At 66.9% G+C, this 16,602-nt stretch carries 18 protein-coding genes; 12 read left to right on the top strand and 6 right to left on the bottom strand.

The genetic code is table 11. The annotated features are described in order from the left end of the window. The 3 genes from ORK51_RS11130 to ORK51_RS11120 all read left to right on the top strand — a co-directional run. Positions 1-671, top strand: a 671-nt coding sequence (locus ORK51_RS11130; protein WP_266084942.1) for a GMC family oxidoreductase, incomplete at its 5' end; no start/stop codon positions are given. Then, positions 671-1,246, top strand: coding sequence for a gluconate 2-dehydrogenase subunit 3 family protein (locus ORK51_RS11125; protein WP_266084941.1), 576 nt, complete (start codon positions 671-673; stop codon positions 1,244-1,246). The genes ORK51_RS11130 and ORK51_RS11125, both read left to right, overlap by 1 nt. Further along, positions 1,231-2,004 (top strand): 3-keto-disaccharide hydrolase, encoded by a 774-nt coding sequence (locus tag ORK51_RS11120; protein WP_266084939.1) that lies wholly within the window; start codon positions 1,231-1,233, stop codon positions 2,002-2,004. Before ORK51_RS11125 ends, ORK51_RS11120 begins: the two co-directional genes overlap by 16 nt. A gap of 30 nt (positions 2,005-2,034) precedes the next feature. Here ORK51_RS11120 and ORK51_RS11115 read toward each other — a convergent pair whose 3' ends face one another. Genes ORK51_RS11115 through ORK51_RS11095 form a run of 5 tightly spaced genes read right to left on the bottom strand, consistent with a single transcriptional unit; the run spans position 2,035 to position 6,670 of the window. After that, positions 2,035-2,331, bottom strand: coding sequence for a c-type cytochrome (locus ORK51_RS11115; protein ID WP_266084937.1), 297 nt, complete (start codon positions 2,329-2,331; stop codon positions 2,035-2,037). Between the two features lie 19 nt (positions 2,332-2,350). Then, positions 2,351-3,217, bottom strand: coding sequence for a sugar phosphate isomerase/epimerase family protein (locus ORK51_RS11110; RefSeq protein ID WP_266084936.1), 867 nt, complete (start codon positions 3,215-3,217; stop codon positions 2,351-2,353). Positions 3,218-3,236: 19 nt separating this feature from the next. Next, positions 3,237-4,361 (bottom strand): Gfo/Idh/MocA family protein, encoded by a 1,125-nt coding sequence (locus ORK51_RS11105; protein ID WP_266084935.1) that lies wholly within the window; start codon positions 4,359-4,361, stop codon positions 3,237-3,239. Between the two features lie 12 nt (positions 4,362-4,373). Beyond that, positions 4,374-5,591, bottom strand: coding sequence for a nucleoside permease (locus ORK51_RS11100; RefSeq protein WP_266084934.1), 1,218 nt, complete (start codon positions 5,589-5,591; stop codon positions 4,374-4,376). A gap of 26 nt (positions 5,592-5,617) precedes the next feature. Then, complete coding sequence (locus ORK51_RS11095) at positions 5,618-6,670, bottom strand: sugar phosphate isomerase/epimerase family protein (RefSeq protein WP_266084933.1); 1,053 nt, start codon at positions 6,668-6,670, stop codon at positions 5,618-5,620. Positions 6,671-6,765: 95 nt separating this feature from the next. On the opposite strand from ORK51_RS11095, the gene ORK51_RS11090 reads away from it, so the two are divergent. Continuing rightward, the gene (locus ORK51_RS11090; RefSeq protein WP_070426831.1) at positions 6,766-7,818 is read left to right on the top strand and encodes a LacI family DNA-binding transcriptional regulator; all 1,053 of its coding nucleotides are present in this window, start codon (positions 6,766-6,768) and stop codon (positions 7,816-7,818) included. Continuing rightward, positions 7,806-8,831 (top strand): AI-2E family transporter, encoded by a 1,026-nt coding sequence (locus tag ORK51_RS11085; RefSeq protein ID WP_070426832.1) that lies wholly within the window; start codon positions 7,806-7,808, stop codon positions 8,829-8,831. The genes ORK51_RS11090 and ORK51_RS11085 overlap by 13 nt, the downstream gene beginning before the upstream one ends. A 13-nt stretch (positions 8,832-8,844) precedes the next feature. On the opposite strand, the gene ORK51_RS11080 is transcribed toward ORK51_RS11085, so the two are convergent. Beyond that, the gene (locus ORK51_RS11080; protein WP_261997813.1) at positions 8,845-10,890 is read right to left on the bottom strand and encodes a TonB-dependent receptor; all 2,046 of its coding nucleotides are present in this window, start codon (positions 10,888-10,890) and stop codon (positions 8,845-8,847) included. Positions 10,891-11,106: 216 nt separating this feature from the next. On the opposite strand from ORK51_RS11080, the gene ORK51_RS11075 reads away from it, so the two are divergent. The 7 genes from ORK51_RS11075 (at position 11,107) to ORK51_RS11045 (ending at position 16,537) form a co-directional block, all read left to right on the top strand. Continuing rightward, positions 11,107-11,568 (top strand): DUF1801 domain-containing protein, encoded by a 462-nt coding sequence (locus ORK51_RS11075; protein ID WP_261997814.1) that lies wholly within the window; start codon positions 11,107-11,109, stop codon positions 11,566-11,568. Between the two features lie 88 nt (positions 11,569-11,656). Beyond that, positions 11,657-12,781, top strand: coding sequence for a metallophosphoesterase (locus tag ORK51_RS11070; RefSeq protein ID WP_261997815.1), 1,125 nt, complete (start codon positions 11,657-11,659; stop codon positions 12,779-12,781). Further along, on the top strand, positions 12,781-13,632 hold the full coding sequence (locus ORK51_RS11065; RefSeq protein ID WP_237393515.1) for an alpha/beta hydrolase: 852 nt from the start codon (positions 12,781-12,783) through the stop codon (positions 13,630-13,632). The genes ORK51_RS11070 and ORK51_RS11065 overlap by 1 nt, the downstream gene beginning before the upstream one ends. Before the next feature lie 83 nt (positions 13,633-13,715). Further along, entirely contained in the window at positions 13,716-14,150 is a 435-nt protein-coding gene (locus ORK51_RS11060; RefSeq protein WP_019186208.1) for a pyridoxamine 5'-phosphate oxidase family protein, read from the top strand. Positions 14,151-14,153: 3 nt separating this feature from the next. Then, positions 14,154-14,909: a DUF72 domain-containing protein gene (locus ORK51_RS11055; RefSeq protein WP_070426836.1), complete on the top strand. Its 756-nt coding sequence runs from the start codon at positions 14,154-14,156 to the stop codon at positions 14,907-14,909. Continuing rightward, positions 14,902-15,738 carry a DNA-formamidopyrimidine glycosylase family protein gene (locus ORK51_RS11050; protein WP_266084932.1) on the top strand — a complete coding sequence of 279 codons (837 nt, stop codon included), beginning with the start codon at positions 14,902-14,904 and terminating at the stop codon, positions 15,736-15,738. The genes ORK51_RS11055 and ORK51_RS11050 overlap by 8 nt, the downstream gene beginning before the upstream one ends. Before the next feature lie 121 nt (positions 15,739-15,859). Next, the gene (locus ORK51_RS11045; protein WP_070426838.1) at positions 15,860-16,537 is read left to right on the top strand and encodes a class I SAM-dependent methyltransferase; all 678 of its coding nucleotides are present in this window, start codon (positions 15,860-15,862) and stop codon (positions 16,535-16,537) included. Positions 16,538-16,602 lie beyond the last annotated feature (65 nt).

The raw sequence follows: 16,602 nt of genomic DNA, 5'->3' as shown, positions 1-16,602 counted from the left end.
GGGCCTCCGGTCGGGTCGAGGGTTTTGAGGACAAGTACTACTTCGGTCGTCGTCCCTGCGGCTTCTACATTCCCCGCTTCCGCAACGTGGCCGCTGACAGGCGCGGCTACCTGCGCGGCTTCGGCTACCAGGGTGGTGCCAGCCGCACGGGGTGGTCGCGCGAGATCGCCGAGCTGAATATCGGTGCCGACCTGAAGGAGGCACTGACCGTGCCCGGTGACTGGCGCATCGGCATGACCGGCTTCGGCGAAATGCTGCCGCACCACGACAACACGATCCGTCTGGACCGGGACCGCAAGGACAAGTGGGGACTGCCGGTGCTGGCGATGGACGTCGCCATGCGCGCCAACGAACTGGCCATGCGCAAGGACATGGCGGCCGACGCCGCCGAGATGCTCGAGGCCGCCGGCGTCAAGGACGTGGAGATGCACGACAACGACTACGCCCCGGGCAAGGGCATCCATGAGATGGGGACCGCGCGCATGGGCCGTGACCGCAGGACGTCGGTTCTGAACCAGCACAACCAGGTCTGGGATGCGCCCAACGTCTATGTGACCGACGGTGCCTGCATGACCTCCAGCGCGTGCGTGAATCCATCACTGACCTACATGGCACTGACCGCGCGGGCTGCCGACCATGCCGTGCGCGAACTGAAAGCGGGGAACCTGTGATGGACCGCCGCGAACTGCTGAAAATGATCGTCGCCGCCACCGGTGCGGCGATGGTCGGTCTGCCTGCGCTCGGTCAGGCACAGGCGCCTGCCGCAGGGGCGAAGACGCGCTTCTCCGATGCGGATGTTGGCACGCTGGACGAGATTGCCGAGACCATCCTGCCACGGACGAAAACGCCGGGGGCGAAGGACGCGGGCGCCGGCGCGTTCATGGCGACGTTCGTCAGCGACTGCTACACCGCCCGGCAGCAGGCGACGTTCCGTGCCGGCCTGGCCGATATCGACAAACGCGCCGGCGGCCGCTTCGTTTCACTTGCGCCGCAGGCGCGCACCGAACTGCTGCGCGCGCTGGATGCAGAGGCCAGGAAACACGCAGTGGAGGTGACCGAAACCGGCACCGCCGAGGCAGGAGAACCGATGCCGCACTACTTCACGATGTTCAAGCAGCTCACCATCTTCAGTTTCTTCACCTCCAAGGTCGGCGCGACCGAAGTACTGAAGTACGTCGCAGTGCCGGGTCGCTATGACGGCGATCTTGCCTATGTGCCCGGCACGCCCGCATGGGGGACCAGCTGATGGATCACGCCATGAAGATCACGCCGCTATTGATCGCCGCCGGCGTGTTCGTCGCTGCACCGGCGTTCGCGCAGGCCAACACCGATCCCACGCGCGACCCGGTAAAGACCGAGGTGTGGACGCCCGTGCCTGCAACCGTCCCTACGCCGCCGGGCAAGGCGCCGTCCGACGCCATCGTGCTCTTCGACGGCAAGGATGCCTCCGCCTGGGAGGCGGAGCAGGGCGGGCGCGTGCCCTGGACCGTTGCCGATGGGGCCATGACCATCGTGCCCGGCAGCAAGGGCATCCGCACCAAGCAGCGCTTCTGCGATATCCAGCTGCATGTCGAGTGGCGTACACCTGTCGAGACCAAGGGGTTCGACGGACAGAACCGGGGCAACAGTGGCATCTTCCTGCAGGAACGCTATGAGCTGCAGGTGCTGGACAGCTACAACAACCCAACCTATGCAAACGGCCAGGCCGGCTCCATCTACAAGCAGGCCATGCCATTGGTGAACGCCTCGCGCGCGCCGGGCGAGTGGCAGGCCTACGACATCCTCTGGAAGGCACCGCGCTTCTCACCGGGCGGTGGGCTTGTGTCGCCTGCGCGCATCACCGTCCTGCACAACGGCGTGCTGGTGCAGGACGAGGCCGTGCTGGCGGGCAGGACCGAGTACATCGGTGCGCCTTCGTACGCACCTCACGGGTGCGCGCCGATCTACCTGCAGGAGCACGACTCAAAGGTCAGCTACCGCAATATCTGGGTGCGCGAGCTGTAGCGGCACACGGCCGGCGTGATCGCCGGCCGCTTACTTCGCCAGGTAGCTGGCGATGTCATCTATTTCCTGCTGCGACAGCTGGGGGAAGGGCGGCATCAGCCCGCCGCCCTTGCTGATCTTTTCCTTGATCTGCGCGGGTGCCATGCGCTTGCCGATATCGGTGAGCGCCGGGAACGCGCCCGGCATGCCCGCACGATCGGCACCGTGGCAGGCCGTGCAGTTGACGGTGTAGAGCTTCGCACCGGCGGCCGGGTCATCCTTGCACCATGCGGCTGTCGCAACGCTCATGCTGCCCAGGGCCACGGCCATTGCCAGGATCGTCTTCATGCGGGGCCTCCTTCAGGCATCAGTGCTGCGCACGGGCGGACGCGTTGGCGGGCAGGTGTTCACGCAGGTAGTCCGCGCCGGTCTGGATGACCTTGGCCGGATCGTGGGGCTGGTCGTGCTCGAGGATGTACCAGTGCACGCCGGCCGCTGCGGCGGCTGGCAGGATCGCGCGCCAGTCCAGCACACCTTGGCCGACGGCAGCGAAGCCGCCCTCGTCTTCGGCCTGGCCCTTGGCTGCATTGTCCTTGGCGTGTACCGCAAAGAGGCGGCCGCGGAACTTGCCGAGCATCACCGCCGGGTCCAGGCCTGCACGCGCGACCCAGGCCAGGTCCAGCTCGGTCTGCAGGTCCGGCCCGGCCGCTGCGAACAGCAGTTCCAGGCCGGTCCGGCCATTGAAGTCGACCAGTTCGAAGTCATGGTTGTGGTAGGCCAGGCGCATGCCCTTGGCCCGTACCTGCTTGGCGATCGCGCCCAGTTCCTTGCCCAGCGCTGTCCAGCCTGCGGCATCGGTCGGCCGATCCTTCGCGTCCAGATAAGGCACCACCAGGGTTGTGTTGCCGATCGACCGGTTGAAGGCCACCACGCCGTCCAGGTCCTTGCGCAGTTCGGCCAGTGGCACGTGGGAGGAAATCGCCCTGATCGAATACCGGTCCAGCAACTGCTTGAGTTCGCTGGCGCTGACGCCCTGCGTGCCCACCGTTTCCACCGCATCCACGCCAGCGTCATGGACGATCTTCAACTGCTGGTCGAGCGGGCCGGCGTTGCGCAGTGTGTACATCTGCACGGCGATGGGCTTGTGCGGGCTGGCGGCTTCGTTTGCGAAGACGGGCAGGGCAGCGAGCAGCAGCACGGCGAGGGTGGCGGTTCTGCGAACGGACGTGTTCATCAAGGGATACTCCCGGGATTCAACCGATGGTGGTCCAGGCGCGCGTCCTGGCCGAGGTGATGACGCGGTCGACGATCAGCGCCGAGCGCACACCGTCTTCAAAGGTGGGCAGGCCATCCGGTCGCTCGCCTTCGATGGCGCGGTAGGTGTCGGCGACAAATGCTTCGAAGCAGTGGCCGTAGCCCTGTGCGTGCCCGGCCGGCAACACCGACAGCCGGCGCTGTTCGGGACTACCGGCGCCTGGCCCACGCACGAAGACTTCCTCGCGCTGGTCGGGCTGGCCGATCCACAGCCGCTCGGCGTCTTCCTGATTGAAGGCCACGCTGGCCCTGGCACCATCGATCTCGAACCAGAGCCGGTTGTGGCGTCCGGCCGATACCTGACTGACCGTCAACGATGCCAGCGTACCGGCGCTGGTGCGGAACATCGCCGCCGCCACGTCCTCGCTGGTGACCGCCTGCATCGCGCCACCGGCTGCCGCGGTGGTGAAGCTCTGCCCGGTGTCGGTGCTGCGTTCGGCGATCACCGTGTCGAATGCCGCGCTGACCTCGGCGAAGCGCTCGCCGCTGACCCATTCCACCAGGTCGCACCAGTGCGAGCCGATGTCGGCGAACACGCGCGAGGCGCCGCCCAGTGCCGGGTCCACGCGCCAGTTGTTGCTGGCCGGGTCGAGCAGCCAGTCCTGCAGGTAGCTGCCGTGGATGAGGTGCAACGGCCCCAGTTCGCCGTGGGCGATGCGTGCGCGCGCCTCGCGGACCACCGGGTGGTAGCGGTAGACGAAGGGCACCGTGGCGACCAGCGCGTTGGCGGCAGCCAACGCCGCCAGCGCCCGGGCGTCTTCCAGCGTCGTGGCCAGCGGCTTCTCGCAGACCACGTGCTTGCCCGCTTCCAGCGCGGCCTGTGCCATGGGACGGTGCAGATGGTTGGGCGTGCACACGTGCACGACCTGTACCTGTGGATCGGCGACCACCTCCTCGATGTCCCGATAGGCACGCGGGACATTCCATGCCTGCGCCATGTCGCGTGCGCGTTGCGGTGACGAGGCGGCCACGCCGCGGATCTCGGCACCGGCCATCAGCGCCGCGCGACGATGCACCGCGCCGATCATGCCGGTGCCGATGATGGCGATTCCAAGCGTTGGCATCAGGTGCGGTCCTCAGGGCGTGGAAGGTGCGGCCGCAACCACTGGCCGGTCGCGGAACAGCAACAGGAAGGCGATCAGCACGACCAGCGCGACGCCTGCCGGGAACAGCCAGATCTGCTGCCAGTCCGGACCGGTTGCGGTGGTGAAGTGCTCCACCACCGCGCCGGACAGGAACGTACCGATCAGCATGCCCACGCCATACGTGGCCAGGGTGATGAATCCCTGCGCGCTGCTGCGCGCGGCCGGGCCGGCATGCGCATCGGTGTAGATCTGGCCGGTGACGAAGAAGAAGTCGTAGCAGATGCCGTGCAGCACGATGCCGATCACCAGCAGGGAGAAGCCGCTGCCTGCATCGCCGAAGGCGAACATCGCATAGCGCACGACCCACGCCGCCATGCCCACCGCCAGCATCGTCTTCACCCCCAGCCGCACGAACAGGAACGGCATGGCCAGCATCAGCAGGACTTCGGAGACCTGTCCCAGCGACTGCAGGCCCGCCGCGCCGCGCACGCCCAGGTCATTGAGATACGGGTTGGTGAAGTTGTAGTAGAACGCCAGCGGGATGCAGATGGCGATGGAGGCCAGGAAGAACACCAGGTAGGAGCGCGACTTCAGCAGCCGCAGCGAATCCAGCCCCAGGACCTGTCCCAGCCCGGCATCGCGCTGCTGTGCCAGCGGCGGGGTGTGCGGCAGGGTGAACGCATACAGGCCCAGCGCCAACGAGGCCATCGCTGCCATCTGGAACGTCAGCTCCAGCCGGTGTGCCTGCTCCCAGCCCAGCCAGCCGATCAGTACACCCGCCACGATCCAGCCGACGCTGCCAGCCACCCGCACCAGTGGGAACTGTTTCTCAGGCGATTGCATGTGCCGCATCGCCACGCTGTTGGCCAATGCCAGCGTCGGCATGAACAGCAGCATGTAGCCCATGACGCAGGCGGAGAACATGCTGAAGCTGGTTGCGGTGGACGCCAGCCACATCAGCACCGCGCCGGCCAGGTGCAGCACCGCGAGGATGCGCTGCGCCGCGAAGTAGCGGTCCGCGATCAGGCCAACCAGGAAGGGCGCGACGATGGCACCGATGGACTGGCTGAGGAAGGCCGTCGCCACCTGGCTGGCGCTGGCCTGCAGCGGGCCCTGCACCAGGTAGGTTCCCAGGGTGACGAACCACGCTCCCCAGATGAAGAACTGCAGAAACATCATCGCGCCCAAGCGCGACATGGTGTGCGTCATGGCTTGCCCTCCCAGGCAGTGATGGCTCAGATCCCCAGCATGCGGCGCAGTGATTCCGGATCGGTGCCGCTGTCGGCGAAGTCGTCGAAGGCACGCCCGGTCACGTGGATGATGTGGTCGCGGATGAAGGCGGCCCCTTCCCGTGCACCGTCTTCCGGGTGCTTCAGGCAGCACTCCCATTCCAGTACTGCCCAGCCGGGGAAGTCGTACTGGGCGAATTTCGAGAAGATCGCCTTGAAGTCGATCTGCCCATCGCCGAGCGAGCGGAACCGGCCCGGGCGATCGATCCAGTCCTGGTAGCCGCCATACACGCCACTGCTGGCACTGGGGTGATATTCCGCGTCCTTGACGTGGAAGATGCCGATGCGATCGTGGTAACGGTCGATGAAGCCGAGGTAGTCCATCTGCTGCAGCAGCAGGTGGCTGGGGTCGTACAGGATTTTCGCGCGGGGATGGTGGTCCACCACGTCGAGGAAGCGCTCGAAGGTCGCGCCGTCATGCAGATCCTCGCCCGGGTGGATTTCGAAGCACAGGTCCACGCCGCAGGCGTCGAATGCATCCAGGATGGGGCGCCAGCGGCGGCCGAGTTCGGCGAAGGCTTCCTCCACCAGACCGGGTGGGCGCTGCGGCCAGGGATAGAAGTAAGGCCAGGCCAGTGCGCCGGAGAACGTGGCATGCGCGGTCAGCCCCAGTCGCTGGCTGGCCTTGGCGGCCAGCAGCAGCTGCTCTACGGCCCAGGCTTGGCGGGCGGCCGGATCGCCACGCTTGTCCGGCGGCGCGAATCCGTCGAACAGGCTGTCATAGGCGGGATGGACGGCGACCAGCTGCCCCTGCAGGTGGGTGGACAGCTCGGTGATCTGCAGGCCATGCCCATCCAGCATGCCGATGACATCGTCGCAGTACGCCTGGCTGCGCGCAGCTTCGGCCAGATCGAACAGCCCGGGCGCGCTGGTCGGCACTTGTACGCCAGAATAGGCCAGCCCCGCGGCCCATCCGGCCAGGGTGTCCAGCCGATCGAAGGGAGGTGTGTCGCCGATGAACTGCGCCAGGAACAGCGCTGGACCCTTGAGCGTTTTCAAGAGGATTCGCCCTCGATGCAATCGATTGCATTATCCTAGCAGGGGCATTCGAAAGTCCTGTTGTGCACTGCACAGCGGAAGGAAGAGGTAGCGCCATGGCCACCATCTACGACATTGCAAAGCACGTCGGCGTCTCGGCCGGCACGGTGTCGCGGGCGCTGTCCCGGCCGGACAAAGTGCTGCCGGCTACACGCGCGCGCATCGAGCAGGCCGCTGCAGCGCTGGGCTACGTGCCCAACACGGTGGCCCGGACACTCAAGACCCAGCGCAGCGGCAAGATCCTCGTCACCGTGCCGGATATCGCCAACCCGTTCTTTGCGCAGATCCTGCAGGGCGCGGAGGACGCGGCGCAGGCGGTTGGCTACGCTGTCCTGCTGGGCGATACCCAGAACCTGCCCGAGCGCGAAGAGCGCTACGCGCAGATGCTCCGGCGCAACGAGGCCGACGGCCTGATCGTGCTGGGGCACCGCCTGCCGCCGACGGCGCGCGACATCGTCCAGCAGCGGGGCGCCGCCGCGCCGGTGGTCAACGGATGCGAATTCGACCCCGCGCTGGGCATTCCCAGCGTCCACATCGACAACGCGGCTGCCGCGCGCGCGGTTATGGAGCACCTGTACGGGCTGGGGCACGAGCGGATCGCCGTGGTGGGCGGGCCGCCGGACAATCCCCTGCATCAGCAACGGCTGGAGGGGGTCCGGGCCGCCGGCAAGGCGCGTGGCCGCCTGCGTCAGTTGAGCGTGGTGCCGGGCGACTTCACCGTCGAATCCGGACATGCGGCCGGGATGTCGCTGTTGGCGCGCGCGCCCGTGCCGACGGCGGTGTTCTGTTTCAGCGACCAGATGGCGCTGGGCATATTGGCGGCCTGCCGGGATCTGGGCATCCGGGTACCGGGTGATCTGTCCGTCGTCGGCTTCGACGATCTGGCATCGTCGCGTTACCTCACGCCGCCGCTGACGACCATCCGGCAACCGATGCGGGAGATCGGTGCCCGTGCAGTCAACCTGCTGCTTGCGATCATCGAACGTGTCGATGTGCCGCTTCAGCAGACGCTGGATTTCAGTTTGATGGTGCGAGGGTCGACGGCGCCACCCACACCACATCCACTACCATGGGCCACCCGTCAGGATGCCCCCGCATGTCCATTGTGATTCCCACGCTGCCCAAGCCACCCACCGCCCGCATCGCGGCCTGGCTGCTGATGCTGCTGGGCATGTGGCTGACCTTGAAGCTGGGCCTGGTGGTGACCCTGCTCTCAGGCCTGCTGGTGTTCCACCTGACCCACCTGCTGGCCTCCACCGTCGAGGGCAGGCTGCCGCCCGGACGTGCGCGCGCCTATTCGGTGATCGTGCTGTCGGCGCTGATCATCGGCGCGCTGACCCTGGCCGCGATCGGCATCGCCTCGTTCTTCCGCAATGAAACCGGGGGCCCCGATGCGCTGCTGATGCGCCTGATGGACATCCTCAACACCTCCCGCCACCAGGTGCCGGACCTGTTGCAGCCGTACATCCCGGAAGATCTGCAGGCCTTGCGCACGGCCATGAACGACTGGGCCGCCACCCACCGCCAGCAGCTCGGCATCGCCGGCACCTCGGCCGTGCAGATCAGCGTGCGGATCCTGATCGGCATGGTGCTGGGTGCGATGATCGCGCTGTACGACGAGCTGCCGCTGCCGAAGCTGGGGCCGCTGGCGCGCGAGCTGATCGGCCGCACCAGTCGCCTGGCCACGGCCTTTCGGCAGGTGGTGTTCGCGCAGGTGAAGATCTCCCTGCTCAACACCCTGTTCACCGCCATCTTCCTGCTCGGGGTGCTGCCGCTGTTCGGGGTGCATGTGCCGCTGTCCAAGACACTGGTGCTGATCACCTTCCTGGCCGGCCTGCTGCCGGTGGTGGGCAACATCATCTCCAACACGGTCATCACCATCGTCGCGCTGTCGGTCTCGTTCTACGTGGCCGTGGTCGCGCTGCTGTACCTGGTGGTCATCCACAAGCTGGAGTACTTCCTCAACGCACGCATCGTCGGTGGCGAGATCCAGGCACGCGCCTGGGAACTGCTGCTGGCGATGCTGGTGATGGAAGCGGCGTTCGGTCTGCCAGGGCTGGTCGCCGCGCCGGTGTTCTATGCCTACATCAAGCGCGAACTGCTGGACCAGCGCTGGATCTGAGGGCCGGGCCGCGCTAGAGCTTCAGGTTCAACGACACATACGCCGAGCGCCCGGGGGCCGGTGAGAACATCGGCTGGTCGTCGCCGCCCCAGAAGAAGTTGTCATACCACGCATACGCGTAGTCGCGGCCGGTCAGGTTCTTCACCTGCACGTCCACGCTCAGCCGCTCGGAAAGCCGATACGACGCGCTGGCATCGAGCACCGCGAAGGCGCCGAACCTGCCCTGCGTGTTGCGCTCTTCAATGTAGTAGTCGCCCTGCATCCGGCCCTGCAGGCCGAAGGTCCAGCGCTCGTTGCCGCGGTAGTCCACGCCGATGTTGCTGATGTAGCGCGGCGTGGCGATCACCTCGTTGCCGGCCAGGGCGGTGCCATCGGTGGTGAACGCGCGCACCACTTTGGCCTGCTGGATCGCATGCGAGCCCCACAGCGTCCAGTGGTCGCCCAGGCGCGAGGTGAACTGCAGGTCGACCCCTTCGCGACGGGTCTGGCCCAGGCCGACCGAGGTGCCGGTGGCCGGCATGTTCGCTACTTCATCCGTCGCGTCCTGGCGCCACACCGCGATGCGCGCGTCGGTGCCGACGGCCGGGGTGAACTTGATGCCCAGCTCCTTGCCGGTGTTGATCGAGGGCCGGAAGGTCTCCTGGCCGGCGGTAAGGTAAGCCGGTGCGGTGGAACCGGTCAGCACCTGGAAGGTCCTGCCCCAGTTGGCATAGATGTTGAGTACCGGAGTGATTGCGTAGACCACGCTCAGCTTGGGCTGCCCGATGGTGCCGTAGCGTTGCAGCGGCGCGGTGATGCCACCGGGCAGGTGGGTGCTGCCGGAGAAGCGGTCCACACGGTAGGCCGGCACGATCTTCAGCGCGGAGGTGGGCTGATACACGGCCTGCGCATAGGCACCGAGGTTGTCCAGGGTGTAGCGGTCGTCGTTCTGGATCCGCGCCGGGGTGGAGAAGTCGGTCGGGATGGCGTGGCTGTAGCGCAGCCGGCGGTACGTATTGTCCTGATGCTCGGCGTTGAATCCACCCTCGACCGTCAGCGCAGGCGTGGCGGCCCAGGTCAGCGTGCTGAGCAGGCCGGTCTGTTTCTCGTCCCACTGGCGACGCTGGCGCGGCGCGTTGCCGGGCACGTACGCGGTGAAGGTCACCTGCCGGTCGTCCTCGTAACGGTTGTAGTACAGCTTGTTGCTGACATGCACGGCATCGCTGAGCTGCAGATCCAGATGGGTGCTGAGATGGCGCATGTCGCGGTCGTCGACGTCGTTGGCATTCTTGAGCGCGGATCCGCGACGATCGGCTGCCAACTCTGCGGCGGTCATGAAGCCGGGCTCGTCGGCTTCGTGGTGGTACACGCGCGCGATCAGACCGAGATTGAACAGGTCATCGTCGCCGCTGTAGAACCACTTGCCGCCCAGCGAGTATTTCTTCGATCGGTCATGATCGCGGTAGCCGTCGGATGCCTGCGACGCCAGAAAATAGTTCTGGGCGACACCGTTGGCGTCGCGACCGATCGCCACCTGCGCTTCGCGGGTGTTGTAGCTGCCATAGGTGAGCCGCGCATCGGTATAGCTGCCGCCCTGGCGGGTGCCGAGGTTGATGTTGCCCCCGATGTTGTGCAGGCCATAGCGCGGGTCGTTGGTACCGCGCACGACTTCGATGTAGTCGATGTCCAGCGGGAACACCATGTCGATGAAGCGCTGGTTGCCACTGTTGACGTTGCTGGGAATGCCATCGATCAGGATCTTGATCCCGTTGAGGTAGCCCTCGCCATTGAATGCACGGAAGGTCGCCTTGCCGGACTCTGCGCCCTGGCGGGTTTCGGTCAGCTGCATGCCCGGCATCTGGCCGAGCAGCTCCCAGCTGTTGGACACGTTCTTCTCATGGACCTGGTCGCCGCCCATCACATCCACCGAGGTCAGCACCCGGTGGGCGGCCAGGGGACGGTTCGCGCCTTCCCGCACGTGCACGCTGCCGAGGGTGATCGCAGCATCGGCGGATTGGGCGCGCGCTTCGCCGGCGCACAGGGCCGCCAGTACGGCGGACACCATTGCCTTGGTTCTCATCTCTTCGTGCCTCAGGAGCAGGTAGGACAGGGCGTGGACCAGCAGACACCGGACGTCTGCTGTTCTGACCTGCAAAAGAAATAATATAACATTTCAATCGAGCATCGTTCCATCCCGTAGGCCGCTCGCGCGCCTGTGGCTTGAAGCCCCTTCCGATCGGGTCTATAACGCGCACGAAGGGCGCCGGCCGGGCCGCCCATGGTGATCGGTGTCCCCATGATCCAGCCCAATGCCCGTTCAACGCCGCGCGCCGCAACGGCCAGCGAGCCGTCCGCGTCGCAACAGATCGATGCCCGCATCCAGTCGTTGGAGGATTGGCGCGGCGAGGCGCTGTCCCGGATCCGCGCCTTGATCCACCAGGTCGATCCGGACGTGGTGGAGACATGGAAGTGGCGGGGTGTTCCAGTGTGGGAGCACCACGGCATCCTGTGCACCGGGGAGACCTACAAGGCGGCCGTGAAGTTGACCTTCGCCAAGGGCGCGTCGCTTCCCGATCCCAACGGGCTGTTCAATGCGAGTCTGGAAGGCAACACCCGCCGCGCCATTGATCTGCACGAAGGCGATACGATCAACGCCACCGCGTTCAAGGCGTTGATCCGCGCGGCGATGGCGCTGAACCGGGCGGCCAGAACCGCTGCCCCGGCGCCACGCCGGAAGGCCCCCCGGCGCTCAGCCTGAATCGTCACGACCTCCTGCACTGGAACCGGCGGGCCGAATCGGGAACGATGGGGGGCTGACTCCCCCATCGATATTCCAGGATGTGCCTGTGCTGAGTGTGATCGGCTGTTTGCTTGCGTTGTATCTGGTGTGGCGCCTGATCTGGCCGTTGCGGCTGCCGCGCCCGGTCCGTATCGCGCTTGGCCTGTTGGTGGTGGCCTTGGCGCTGCACCACCGGATCGTGGCGCAGTTTGCCGGGACCATGGCGTCGCCGGAAATTCCCAAGGCGATGATCGCCGTGCTCGCCACCGGCTTCACCACGCTGCTGCTGAGCGCGGTATTCGTGCTGCTGCTGGACGCGCTGCTGCTGATCGCGTGGCTGGTGCGTGCGCGGCGCGTGCTGCCGACGCTGCGTGCGACATGGCTGCGTCCGGCGGCCGGCGCACTGGCGCTGCTGCTGTCTGCCTACGGCATCTGGCAGGGCATGGCCGTGCCCAAGCCGCGTCAGATCGAGGTCGCCATCGACGGCCTGCCGGCCGCGTTCGACGGTTATCGCGTGCTGCAGCTCACCGATATCCACGCCAGCCGCCTGCTCACCGGTGCCTGGGTGGAGAAGGTGGTCGCCGAAAGCAATGCGCTCCATCCGGATCTGGTGGTGATCACCGGCGATCTGATCGACGGCAGCGTCAGCGCCCGTGCCAACGACTTCGCGCCCCTGGCCAGGCTGCACGCGCCGGATGGCGTCATCGCGATCACCGGCAACCACGAGTACTACGCGCAGTACGCCGAGTGGATGCAGGCCTTCCGCGGGCAGGGCATGCAGGTGCTGGAGAACACCCATACCCGGGTGCAGCGCGACGGGGCGACGTTGACCATCGCCGGCGTGACCGATCCAGTGGCGGCACGCTATGGCCTGCCCATGCCGGACCTCGGCGCTGCCCTGGCCGGGGCGGACCCGCAGGCGCCGGTGATCCTGCTTGACCACCGTCCGGTCGAAGCCCGCGCCAACGCCGCGCACGGCGTGGCCCTGCAGCTGTCCGGGCACACGCATGGCGGGCATATTCTGGGTATGGACCAGCTGGTCAAGCGCGCCAACGGTGGCTATGTCTCCGGGCGCTACCAGGTGGACGCGATGACGCTATACGTCAGCAACGGTGCCGGGCTGTGGCCGGGCTTCGCCGCGCGGATCGGCGTGCCCTCGGAGATCACCCTGATCACGCTGCGGGCGCGCTGATGGCGTCCGGATGTGCGATGCCCGGGGTGGTGTTGCCGGACACCGAAGCCTGGACCGTCCGCGACCCGGTGGGCCGGGACTACCCGATCTGGGTGTCCCTGCCGGCCGGGTATGCGCGGGACACGCACCTGCGCTACCCGGTGCTGTATGTCACCGACGCGCTGTACAGCTTCCCGCTCGCGCGCAGCGTGCGCAACATGGTGGGGCAGGGCGGTGCGCACCTGTCGCCCTTCATCCTGGTCGGGCTGCCGCCGCAGCAGGGGCTGAGCTCGCAGCAGAGCCGCTCGCGTGACTACACCCCGACCCAACCCAGCCGCAGCCCGGGCGACGATTACACCGATGGCATCACCTACGGCGGCGCTGCGCACTACCGCGATTTCCTGGCCGACCATGTGCTGCCACAGGTCGAGGCGCGCTACCGCACCGACCCGGCGCAGCGTGCGTTTGCCGGCCATTCCTACGGTGGGCTGTTCGGTGCGTACGTGCTGCTGACCCGCCCGGCGATGTTCCAGCGTTACATCCTTTCCAGCCCATCGCTCTGGTTCGACCAGCACGTGATCAACCGGATCGAGGCGGAGTACGCCGACGCCCATGCCGATCTGAACGCGCGCGTGCTGCTGTCTATCGGCGCACACGAAACCCCGGCGTCGGACGCACCGTTTGCTGCGCGCAACGACATGGTCGCGCATACACGAGCGTTTGCCGAGTGTCTGCGCGGCCGTGGTTATCCAGGCCTCTGGCTCGAGACACGCGTGGTTGCCGATGAGGATCACCTGACGGTCTACCCGGCGATGCTCACCCGCGCGCTGCTGGCCCTGTTCCCCAGCCGGAGCACCGCCCTGGCCGTGTGAAATTTTCGCCAGTGGGCGTGCACGCCTCGGTCACCGCGCAGCGCGGAGGCTGGACGCACACGCCACGCCCACCCGGAGAGCCCATGACCACGCTGACCCTGCCCGAACTGGCCAAGAAGATGGCCGGCATCGATTTCGCCATGCTGCAGACCCATACCGCCAGCGGCGAGATCGCCGGCCGGCCGATGAGCAACAACGGTGACGTGGACTACGACGGCGACAGTTATTTCTTCGCCTTCGACAGTGCCGACATGGTGGGCGAGATCGAACGCGACCCGAAGGTCGCGCTGTCCTTCACCGGCAGCAAGTCACTGCTGGGCAAGCCCCCGCTGTTCGTGGCCGTGGAAGGCCATGCCACCCTGAGCCGCGACCGCGCGACCCTGCAGGCACATTGGGTTCCGGACCTGGAACGCTGGTTCGAACAGGGCGTGGATACCCCGGGCATCGTGCTGATCCAGGTCAAGGCGACCCGTATCCACTACTGGTCCGGCGAAGACGACGGTGAGATCCGGCTGTAAGCGATGCCGGCCGCCCCCGTCAGGATCGGATGCGCAGGCTGGTCCATTCCCGGCAGATACGCGGCGTTGACCGGTGAGGGCGAGAGCATGCTGGCGCGCTATGCGACGCGGTTTTCGGCGGTGGAGATCAACTCCTCGTTCTACCGGCCACACCAGCAGCGTACCTATGAACGCTGGGCGGCGAGCGTGCCGGCTGGCTTTCGCTTTTCGGTGAAGCTGCCCAAGGCGGTGTCGCATGACGCCGCGCTGCGCGGTTGCGGCCCGGCGCTGGATCGGTTCCTTGAAGAGACCGCCGGCCTGGGCCGCAGGCTGGGCGGATTGCTGCTGCAGCTGCCGCCCAGCCATGCATTCGATGCACGGGTGGCGGCGGGTTTCTTTGGCCTGCTGCGCCGTCGCACGGATACGCCAGTGGTCTGCGAACCGCGGCATGCCAGCTGGTTCACGCCACAGGCCGAGGCGTTGCTGGGGCGGCACTCGGTAGCGCGCGTCGCGGCCGATCCTGCGCGGGTTGCCGGGGCGGCCCGCCCCGGGGGTGACGCCGCGTGGCGCTACTGGCGTTGGCATGGCGCGCCGCGGATGTATTACAGCGAGTACGACGAGGCGGCGCTCCAGTCCCTGGCGCGTGATGTCGCGGCGCACGCCGGCAGCACGCGCTGGGTGATCTTCGACAATACCGCCCATGGGTTCGCCATCGCCAACGCGGCACGGCTGCAGGACATCCTTGGCGGCGCATCCCACCCGGGGGCCGCCCATGCCTGAAGGTCCTTCCATCGTCATCCTGCGCGAGGCGGCGGCGAAGTTCCGTGGCAAGACCGTGCGCCTGGCGACCGGCAACAGCTCACTCGACCTGACCCGCATGGAAGGCCGTCGCGTGGTCGCCCTGCGCAGCTGGGGCAAGCATTTCCTGATCGAGTTCCGAGGCTTCAGCCTGCGCGTGCACATGCTGATGTTCGGCAGCTACCGCATCGATGAGCGCAAGCCTTCCCCGCCGCGGGTATCGCTGCAGTTCGACAACGGCGAGCTCAACATCTATGCCTCGTCGGTGAAGTACATCGAAGGCGCGCTGGAGGACACCTACGACTGGCGCGGCGACGTGATGGACCCCTCGTGGGATCCCAGGCTGGCGCGCAGGAAACTGAAGGAACACCTGGACACCTTGATCTGCGACGCGCTGCTGGACCAGGACATCTTTGCCGGCGTGGGCAACATCATCAAGAACGAGGTGCTGTTCCGCACGCGCGTGCATCCTGAATCCACGGTCGGCGCGATGCCATCGCGCAAGCTGGGCGAGGTCATCAAACAGGCGCGGCAGTACAGCTTCGATTTCCTGGACTGGAAGCGGCAGTTCGTCCTGCGCCAGCACTGGTTGGTGCATACCAAGCGCACCTGCCCCCACTGCGGTGGCCCACTCAGCAAGACCTACCCGGGGACGACCCGGAGGCGGACGTTCTTCTGCCCTGTATGCCAGCTGCGCTACGGTACGGCGCCGGCCGTACGCAAGGCCGCAGGCAAGGCAGTCCGCAAGGTCGCAAAGGCCACCCCTGGAAAGGCCCCAAGGCGTTCAGCCAGCGCCACCCACATGGCGTAGGATGGGTTGTCACACGCACGTACGCGCGTCCTGCGCGATCGACGTCCGATCGCCCTCGCTCCTTCCTCCGAGTCCTTCATGCCGCCCCGGGATGAAGACTCCCGTGTCCCACGGAGCGCTCATGCCGGGCTATACCACCCGCATCCTCACCATTCCGGTCGGCGGTCACGACTTCCGTATCCGTGCGCTCAGCGATCTGCAGCAGTTCTCCGATCCTACCGGCCGCGCCGCGCGTGCCGGCATCCACTCCTCGCTGTGGAGCCTGTTCGGCCAGATCTGGCCGGCCGGCCGCGCGCTGGCCGATACCATGAGCCACTTCGACGTGGCCGGTAAGCGCATCCTGGAACTGGGCTGCGGGCTGGGCCTGTCCAGCCTGGTGCTGGCACATCGGGGCGCGGATGTCGTCGCGACGGATCACCATCCGTTGGCCGAATCCTTCCTGGCCTACAACGCAGGGCTCAACAACCTGCCGGCGGTGACCTACCGCGACCTGCCCTGGGAAGTTCCGGATGGCTCGCTGGGCCGCTTCGACCTGATCATCGGCAGTGACATCCTTTACGAACGCGGCCACGCCCACCAGATCGCCGCGATGATGCTGCGGCATGCCAAGCCCGATGCCGAACTGCTGATCACCGATCCCGGGCGCGGCAACGTCGGCGCGTTTTCGCGCGGCATGGCCCTGCAGGGCTTCGATGTGACCGAGGAACTGGGCCTGTTCGAGGATGAGGGCGATGCGCCAGGCCATGGGCGGCTGCTGAGTTATCGGCGCGGCGCCGTCCGCCCGGCGGCCCTCGCCTGAGCGCGGGCCGGGCGCGTTGCGGCGACGGCGTTCCTCCGTGACACGGCGTGCAGATCCGCTGGCGT

It is taken from the genome of Stenotrophomonas sp. RIT-551, from assembly GCF_026241915.1.
GTDB lineage: Bacteria > Pseudomonadota > Gammaproteobacteria > Xanthomonadales > Xanthomonadaceae > Stenotrophomonas > Stenotrophomonas bentonitica_A.
Note: the sequence above shows the minus strand (reverse complement) of the source record. Positions and strands in the feature narration are given on the sequence as shown.